General features: G+C 48.7%; 8 protein-coding genes. 4 read left to right on the plus strand and 4 right to left on the minus strand.

The window, feature by feature from the left end:
* Positions 1 to 33: 33 nt before the first annotated feature.
* Entirely contained in the window at positions 34 to 1,257 is a 1,224-nt protein-coding gene (locus tag H6F76_RS02175; RefSeq protein WP_190505516.1) for a GTPase, read from the minus strand.
* 792 nt (positions 1,258 to 2,049) lie between these two features.
* Here H6F76_RS02175 and H6F76_RS02180 point away from each other — a divergent pair.
* From H6F76_RS02180 to H6F76_RS02195, 4 genes are all read left to right on the plus strand, one after another.
* Positions 2,050 to 2,814 carry a hypothetical protein gene (locus H6F76_RS02180; protein ID WP_190505517.1) on the plus strand — a complete coding sequence of 255 codons (765 nt, stop codon included), beginning with the start codon at positions 2,050 to 2,052 and terminating at the stop codon, positions 2,812 to 2,814.
* Between the two features lie 146 nt (positions 2,815 to 2,960).
* A complete protein-coding gene (locus H6F76_RS02185; RefSeq protein ID WP_190505518.1) occupies positions 2,961 to 4,388 on the plus strand; it encodes a GUN4 domain-containing protein in 1,428 nt (475 codons plus the stop codon).
* A complete protein-coding gene (locus H6F76_RS02190; RefSeq protein ID WP_190505519.1) occupies positions 4,372 to 4,533 on the plus strand; it encodes a hypothetical protein in 162 nt (53 codons plus the stop codon). Before H6F76_RS02185 ends, H6F76_RS02190 begins: the two co-directional genes overlap by 17 nt.
* Positions 4,534 to 4,670: 137 nt before the next feature.
* The gene (locus tag H6F76_RS02195) at positions 4,671 to 6,959 is read left to right on the plus strand and encodes a hypothetical protein (protein WP_190505520.1); all 2,289 of its coding nucleotides are present in this window, start codon (positions 4,671 to 4,673) and stop codon (positions 6,957 to 6,959) included.
* Positions 6,960 to 7,259: 300 nt separating this feature from the next.
* On the opposite strand, the gene H6F76_RS02200 is transcribed toward H6F76_RS02195, so the two are convergent.
* The 3 genes from H6F76_RS02200 to H6F76_RS02210 all read right to left on the minus strand — a co-directional run.
* Entirely contained in the window at positions 7,260 to 7,643 is a 384-nt protein-coding gene (locus H6F76_RS02200; protein WP_190505522.1) for a CU044_2847 family protein, read from the minus strand.
* A 30-nt stretch (positions 7,644 to 7,673) separates the two neighbouring features.
* On the minus strand, positions 7,674 to 7,985 hold the full coding sequence (locus H6F76_RS02205; protein ID WP_190505523.1) for a hypothetical protein: 312 nt from the start codon (positions 7,983 to 7,985) through the stop codon (positions 7,674 to 7,676).
* A gap of 31 nt (positions 7,986 to 8,016) precedes the next feature.
* A partial coding sequence (locus H6F76_RS02210; protein ID WP_190505525.1) for a WD40 repeat domain-containing protein occupies positions 8,017 to 8,940 on the minus strand: 924 nt, incomplete at its 5' end.

Consider the following 8,940-nt stretch of genomic DNA (forward strand, 5'->3'; position numbering starts at 1 on the left):
TGCAACGGTGCAGACAAAAGAGAGAGGATGGTGTTAAACCCCGGAATAAGCTAGTTCTATAGATTGGAGGATTACCTCCTTTAATTGCTTTGCCTTTTCAACTAACTCTTTCTCCAGCGCAGGCAGCGGCTGCCCTTTATATTCAGCCTCTTTATACTCCTTCATCGCCTCAATGTACGCTACAGCTAGAAACCCCGTTAAGAGCGTGGTAGCGATTGCAGTAATACATCTCAAGATTGGTAAGGCACCAACCCAATGAGAGTTAGACAGATCAGTCAGTATGCCAAGCAATTGCTCTTTAAAGGGCAGTATTCCCGCTGCATGGTTCAGCGAAGTTGCCAGATGGGACATCACATCCTTGACCGTCTGAATATTGTTGTAATCGATCCCTGGCAAATTACTCAATTTGTCTTCCAAAAGAAGATCAAGCCCGTTAAAACCTGCTACTGCAGTAACTGTTTTAACCAAGTTACCTAAGTCCTGCGGATTAAATTGATAGCCAAATGTTTTCGAGATGGACCCTAACATTGAAACTTGCAGTGGGGCAGTCGCCAACTTCACAACGGGTACTGGTACTAATTGTGCAGCCAGAACTTTAGCACACCCATCTCTACACCAAGCATACGACTGTTCAGCCTTAGCATTGACTGCATTCGAGATTGCCTTTTGGGCAATCTCTTCGATTAAGTCTTCAGTGGCAGAGAGCAAACTATCCAAACCGTAAGGCTCGATTGGTTTTGTCCGAAGATTCTCTTTTTTGGTTAAGACGGGTACAACTCGCTGAAGACCCAAAGTATTCTCGAGGTAAGGCTGTAGCCATTCTGCTTCCACTCCGTTGGCTCGCGTAATGACTGCGAGGACAGGCAAGTCCTTCGCAACTGAATCAAGCCAGTTGCTATCGATCTCCGTTGGTCGAGTCACTTGGGAATTTACGCAGTACCAAACAGCATGGATTTGTTCGCTCGGTTCTTTCTGATTCTGCTGCCTAATGAACTTTGCAACGTCTTGCTTTACTTTCTGGCGTTGCTTCTTATCCTTCTCTAACCCAGGAGTATCGTAAACAGCGATTGGTAACCCCGTCTTAGTATAAGGTTGAGCTGAAATTTTTTGGGTGACGGTATTGCTGAACGGGCGATTGAATAAAGCACTGATTAATGTACTCTTACCTACGCCTGTATTGCCGATGACTAAGACATTACACCGTTGAATTTGACTTAATGCTTGAGGAAATTTTTGCCCAAAATTCAGCGTTATCATACAGAAGCGCTATCCTTTCGTAATGTAGTCAGGACCGCTGTCAACCTAGCAAGTTTAGGTCTGTTAAGCTTGTGTGTTTCTCTGGGAAACTTTTGGTCAGCATTAGTAAACGCCAGTAGAAACACATAAGTTAGGTTACTCACCCAAGTTGCTAGTTAGTTAAGGCTGGGAAGCGCTAAGCAAATAAAATCTCTCTAGTAGCAGTCACACTTGGAGAGAAAGAAAAGATTACCGAAATTATAACTATCTACGTCATCGTTGATGACTTGCTCAAACCGAACTGAAAGACCCTTATTGGGTGAGACTCACAGATTTAGCAAGCTTTACTCAAGAAGGGCTATAAGCTTTACGGAGCAGAACATTTCAGCGTTGCATTGAGAATGAAATAGTTGCCTCCCCAGCAGAAGGGTTGCTTTGCTGCCAAGCTGCCATAAGAAAAGGTGCCAGATGGGCAATCTCTTGGGAGCGCTGATCCAAATTGGTATACCCCAATTGACCTATCCTAGCAGCGCTAGCCGAAAGCAAAACTGCCAATGTTAATTGGCTTCAACCTCTTTGAATATGTAAAAGAGCCACTTAACCTGGCTTTTCGTTCCACCACACCTCAAACCCCTAGTTCTCCCCTCACCTAAGAACCCCGACTTTGTATAAGTAATTGGTAGAGGCACTCTCTGTCGTTATTGCTTTTAAGACTCTGGGAACTCTGATAGAAGCAGTGACTTATTTTTACATTAAGCATCACTCCGAGCTCGCTCGTGGAGTTAGAACTGAAAGCCTTAGGGAGAAATTTTAATGAGTCTTAGAGAGGGTAATTCTCGTGTTCTGGGTCGGCTGCTAGAAGAGGTGTCATGGGTTGGCAGTAAGATTAGAAACTATCATCAGGGTGGAAGAGGCTTTGAGAATGTTCTCACTGCTGAGGTGTTTCAAGCCTTAGATTTCCTTCCTCGTAAGCAATTTCTTGGAGCGGTTATCGAAGCATCGCATGGTGCAGAAAAAGTACGGATGCTACTCCGGCAGGAAATTGAACAGTCAGAGTTCAGACTCTTACCAGGGGTAGAAAACTCCTATCTGATTCCCAGTGCGGGGTCGCATCAAACAAAGCTTTCAGTACAACCTGATGGCATCATCCAATCGCCAAGCTGTTATGGAATTCTTGAGGCAAAGCGAATTCAGTCAAGCTCATTTCAAGCAGAGCAATTAGCACGTGAGTTTGTCTTAGTCATGCGAGACGCCCAACATCGGCATCGCCAACCGCTTCTATGGCTGGTACTCGGCTCTGCACCGCCTGTGCGGGTAAAAGGACATGGGCGATTACTGCCCAAAGACGCTATTTTGCACTACCTTGACTTAGTTCTTGCTCGTGCTGAAAACCATAACCTCGTGCAATCCACTCTGATTGAACAAATTGATGAGGTAGTCTGCTGGACAACCTGGGAAGCCATTGCTGAGGTGGTCAGAGTTCAAGCTGAAAATATGACTCTCTCAGAACCATCTCTTAGGGGCTGTATACACCGCTTAACGGAATCAATTAAGCAATCGGTAGCATGGCATTCATAAGAGTGTTCCCCTGCACTTTAACCCGAAAGCCGCTGACCAGCGGTCCCTGACCGTGGTGCTGACTCCCAAAGAGTGACGATCATTAAATGGGAAGTAAGCTCAAACCTCGGAACCCGGTTCACTGACTGAGTAAAGGAAGCAAGAGTATGAGTGATGCTACAGCCATTGAGTCAGCGGTCGGGTTGTCCTTCCACGATCAAGCGTTGCTTTGGCAGTCTCTGACGCGTCCAACGTATGCCCGTTATCTAGGGACTCCTGAAGCTCACAATGAATGGCTTGCCGTCTTTGGCGATGCACTGCTTGACTTGATTGTGCTTGAGTCTCTCTATGGGATCTACGGTAATCAATCGGGGAAAGGTTTTCTATCGAGTGAGCGCGATCGCTTGGTGATGAATGCCCATCTGGAGCAGCTTGCAGCCAAAATTCGGCTCAGTGAACTGATTAGAGTCACAAGCGAAGACGACCAAATCAGTCAAAAAGAGATTACTAATGCCTTTGAAGCTCTTTTGGCAGCCGTCTATCTTGACCAGGGGTTGGAGATAGCTCAGAACTGGTATGTCAGCCATTTTTTGAATGCCTCTCAGCCCCAGCCAAAGCCCCAGCAAGCGATTGACCGTAGCCTACCAACGAGCAATCTGGAAGCGATAGAGACGGCGATCAACTACACATTCTCTGACAAAGCTTTGCTTCAAGCAGCGATTACAGAACGTTCTTATGCTGTAACAGGGCCAAAGCCTGAAGACCATAATGAAGGACTGGCATTGTTGGGCGATGCTTTGCTGGATTTTATTGTGCTCGAATATCTCTACCAGCGCCGAGGCAGACGGGATCGAGGCACACTGTCAGTTAGCCGAGACAAATTAGTGAACGATCCCCTTCTGGAGGTCATTGCTTGTGAGCTTGGGCTAGAAAAATTCATCCGCCATGTTGGCATGGTGGGGCCTAAAAACTTGACTGATGGCGTAGAAGCTCTCTTAGCTAGTATCTATTTTGATCGGGGGCTTGGTGCTGCCAGAGATTGGTTTTTCAAGCATCTGCCTACCGAAGTTTTGTCCCAAGTTGAACAGCAGTTTTACCAGGAGTCATCCCCAACTCAGGTTGAGTCTCTGGGTGCAACTGTAGGGGCAGACTATCGCAAACTTGAGGCCTTCTTAAGCCAGGGGCATTGGCAAGCCGCTGATCTGGAGACCAGAGAGGTGCTATTGCAGGTGATTGGGCGGGTTGATTATTTGCCGGGTCCAGCGATCGACACGTTTGACTGTGAGGCTTTACAAGCGATCGACCAGCTATGGGTTCACTATTCTGAGGGTCGGTTTGGGTTTAGCGTGCAGGTTAAGCTGTTGCAAGCGGTAGAAGCGGATTGGGAGCGCTTTGGCGATCGCGTGGGCTGGCGCATCAATCAGGTCTGGCAACCTGGAGGGGATCGCCGTTACAGCTTACAGGCTCCTGAAGGACACCTGCCCTCAGCCGCTATTCGTGCTGCTGGGAAGGGACCGAAAGCAAGGAAACGAATTTTGAACCGTTTTGAAGTCTGTACATTAGCTGGCAATGAACACCATGACCAACGCTCGTAACATGTCTCCCAAAGAGGATTGCCGTCTCATTGAAGACTTTATTCCGGGGTTGAATGAGTTTAAGCCCCGTGACGTGAAGCAGCCCTTGCTGCAGATCGACCTGCTCCCAACGCAAGTCTACCCCGGTTCCTCCAACCAGCATTAATGGAGCTGGCTGTTCCGGTAGCACACAAAACGATTGATAGCCTTGTTGTTCCTAGTTGTTCCTAAATCTCTTGACACTCTTAAAAGCAGCGGTTAACTTTGATACACATAGCTCTTTGCTACAACCAGGAACAACGTATGATCGCTTCTCGTTATACGGCATCCAAAAGCCGCTCTCAAGGCCGTTCGGCATGGGCAATTACCTTTAGACATCCACTTCGCACTGATCCACGGACTCAGCAGGGCTTAAAAATCCGCCGTGGGCTGGGTACTTCTGATGAAGTTGAAGCCGATCGCCTCGTCGCAGAAATGAATGAATTGCTGAGTAATGAAACCTATCACAGACTTTCCATGCGGCAAGAAGCAGCGCGCAAGTTCTCGCTTGTCATCGTTGATGCTTTCTATGACGGGTTTGAAAACTCTCTTACTGATCCGTGGGCGCTAAAAGAAGAGTACCTTCCGCTGCCTGGCAGAGAAGAGGGCTATGCCAAAGTTCTTTTTGTCGGCACCACTGGAGCAGGTAAGACATCCTTGCTGCGACACCTCATTGGTTCTGATCCTCAAAAGGATCGCTTTCCATCTACCTCAACGGCCAAGACGACGATTGCAGATATTGAAATCATCACAGCAGATGATCTTTATAAAGGGGTTGTGACTTTTTTTTCGGAATGGGCTGTTCGCACCAGTGTTCGTGAGTGTGTTGCTGATGCCTGTCTAGCGGCATGGGAAAAGGCTTCTAATGAAAAACTTGTCAGCCGTCTACTCAACCATCAAGACCAAAAATTCAGGCTCAGTTATGTTCTTGGCTCTTGGAAACTCTCAAAGGACGAGGAGGACGAGGAAGATGATTGGGAGGCTGATGATAAAGAACCGGTGATTGAGCCAGAAACCGAAGAAGTGGGGGCTAACGTTCCGACCGATGAGGAGCGAGCCAAGATGCACGTCGTTTTGGAAGGCTATGTTCACCAAATTCGCCAAATGGCTAAGGAGGCAATTCAAAAACTTAACAAAGAATTGGGAGAAGACATTAGCGTTCTACGCGGTAAAGATCGTGAAGCTGCCGAAGAACTCTTTGATGAGAAAGTTCAAGCATTGGAAGGCTTTGACGATCTGGTCAATGACATTATGGATGAGGTGCAGCAACGTTTTGATGCGCTTACGGCTGGAACGCTTCAAAGAAAGCGTAACGGCTGGCCCGAAGTCTGGACCTACGAAGATGAAGATCGGGACACGTTTCTCGGTCAGGTCAAGCAGTTCTCCAGTAACTATGCCCGTTCCTTTGGGCGCTTGTTAACCCCGATCGTTCAAGGTATCAGAGTACAAGGTCCCTTTGATCCTGTCTTCACGGAAAATAGTCAGTGTTTAGTCCTGATGGATGGTCAGGGTCTTGGACATACGCCTGATTCATCTACAAGTGTGACGACCCATATTACGAATCGCTTTGAAAGTGTCGATGTCATCCTACTGGTTGACAGCGCCCAGCAACCGATGCAAGCAGCACCCCTTTCTGTCATTCGAGCGATTGCTGCTAGCGGCTATCAGCAAAAATTGGCCATTGCCTTCACCCACTTTGACCATGTAAAAGGGGACAATCTACCGAAATTTGACGATAAAAAAGCCCATGTTCTTGCTTCCGTCACCAATGCCTTGCGGAGTTTGAGTGACATTCTGGGGCAGCCCGTTGTAAGAGCCATCGAACGTGATTTGGATCGTCGTTGCTTCATGCTTGGCGGACTAGATAAGCCTTTAGAGGAAGTGAGTAAACGTAAACTAAATCGAAATGAACTTGAGCGACTTCTACAATTCTGTGAAGAGGCGATTGAGCCAGAAGCAGCACTGGAAGTCACACCAATCTACGATCCCGCTGGCTTACTCTTTTCTGCCCAACGGGCAACTGGAGATTTTCAAAAGCGGTGGGATGCCATTCTCGGGGTTAAACAGCTTGCTGGGGTTCATAAAGAACACTGGACCCGTATTCGCGCACTGAATCGAAGATTAGCTGAAGAGACAGATGTTGAGTACGATACTCTAAAACCGGTTGCAGACCTCTTGGCTCGCTTGAATGAGTCAATCTCACAGTTCCTCGACAATCCAATCAATTGGGTTGCTAAACCCAGTTCGGATGAGGAAGCAGAACAAGCGATCAACGCCATTCGGCAAAAGGTGTTTGCTGCCTTGCACTCCTTCACTCAAGAACGTATTGCTAGAGAGTCTCTAGCTCGTTGGGTCACAGCACATCGCTATGACGGGCAAGGTTCGACGGCAGAAAGGGCAAGAGAGATAAAAGTCATCTACGACACGGCTGCTCCCGAACTCGGACCGGTTATGAACAGAGCATCGCAAGAATTTCTCTTCCAAATCCGCCACCTCGTTTATGAAGCGATCGAACAAGCTGGTGGAAAAGTTCTCGATTCCATTACCGGCTAGGACAAAGGTTTGAGGCGTAGTCGATGTAGGTGGCGAATTGTTTCAGGGAGTGAGGTTAACTCACCCCCTGGTTAGCTCGCAGGTTGAATTTCCATCACACAGCCCTCAGTCGCCGTTGCGCTTAGTTGTAGCGTGGATTGTCAGCCAATGTGACGATGCCGTCGACAAGTGCGGCGATACTCATCCGGCAGCCGGAGACTACGCCATTCGCCTTCTTTTTTGTGTAAAAACAAGCTTACTGTTCCGCTGCTACTCGAATCCCTGATCAAACCTGATGTTTGACGCAGCGAAACGTTGATCTCACAACTCAGTTTTCTTCGGAAACTCACATTTCACCGTAATTTCCATGTTGCAACCACCCTTCGCGTTGGCAATGTAAGGAATTCCTGCTTCACTGCTGATATTGACCCCAAACTTAAGCGTGACTTCGCTGACCTCGGCGATCGCCACCTGCTTAAACGCATTCAACGTATAGGTCGTATATGCCCGCACTGTATGCTCGATCGCCTCAAAGGTCTGAGCGATTTGCTTCGGCGGTTCACCAATGATGACGGGACCGCGTGGGGCATTATCGTCATAGGGAGCGCCACGCACAACATCACCACGGGGCGTAGCAGTATCGTCCGTGGCTTCGATATAAATTGTGGTACCGTCTGCCAGCGTGATCGGCGTGAGTTGTCCCATACGGTTCGTTAGGCCTCTGAATGTAGTCGGTCAGCTTTTGAAGTCGCGGTCATTTTTAGGGGAGCGATCGTCCTGATCAGTGGCAGCTTGATCATCAATCACAACCAGCTTTCTCACGGCTTCAGGCTGCTCGACCGTCCGAGCCAGCGATGCTAGATCAACCGGTCGATCGTTCTTAGGAGAATCATCCGCCTCAACGTTAATGACAACCAGCTCTCTCACCGTTTCAGAGCCATCAGCCGTGTTGCCAGTGTTTTCTGATTCCAGATCCCGCTCTGTATTTTTAGGCGAACGGACTACGTCTGGGTTTTCCGAGTCAGGCTGTTGCGTCTCTTCGCTCATCGTGATGCTCCTGTTTTGAGTGGATGGATCATTAAATCGATGCTGCCAACTCGATGGCTCCCAAGTCCTTTAGGGTCGTTCTCTGCGCTGGCGTTAAGCCGATTGCGCCTGTGATGTTCATGCCTTCATAGGGGCGATCGACTCTGAGCCTTTGTAAACAGGTGCCAGTATCAACATCCCACATTCTGATGGTGCCGTCCTCACTGCAACTAGCGATTGTGTGTCCCTTGTGATTAAAAATGACTGTCCAAACAATCTGGCTATGACCCAAGAGGGTCTTCAAACAGTTTCCAGTGGCGACATCCCAAAGTTTAACGGCATGATCCTCACTGCCACTCACCAAGAATCTGCCATCCGGGCTAAACGCCACCGATCGCACTCGATGGCTATGTCCTTCCAACGTCCGCAGACAGTTTCCTGATGGCACATCCCAGAGCTTGATCGTGCGATCGCCACTGCCACTGGCTAACCACTGGCCCCCAGGATGGAACGCGACGGACAACACCCAATCAGTATGGGCTGTGAGCGTTTGCCAACAGGTGCCGGTGCTGACAGCCCACAGTCTTACCGTCTGGTCATCACTACCGCTTGCCAACAGAGTCGCCTGAGGCGCAACGGCGATGGACTTCACTCGATGCGTATGTCCCTGAAAGGTCTGCAAACATTCACCTGATCGCACATCCCAGCGCTTGATGGCTTGATCACAGCTACCACTCACGAGCGTTTGACCAACACCGGCTTGAGCAGGGCTAAAGGCAATCGCCTGTACCCAATCGGTATGTCCCCATAATGTTTGTAGACAGGCTCCTGTCCTCACACCCCAGAGCTTAATGGTGTGATCATCACTACCGCTCGCGAGGGTTTCGCCATCAGGGCTAAAGCTAACCGAGGTGACAATATCAGTATGCCCTTTGAGCACCTTCGTACACTCCCCCGTAGCCACATCCCAGAGCCT

It is taken from the genome of Leptolyngbya sp. FACHB-321 (genome assembly GCF_014695975.1).
Classification (GTDB): Bacteria; Cyanobacteriota; Cyanobacteriia; order Leptolyngbyales; family Leptolyngbyaceae; genus Stenomitos.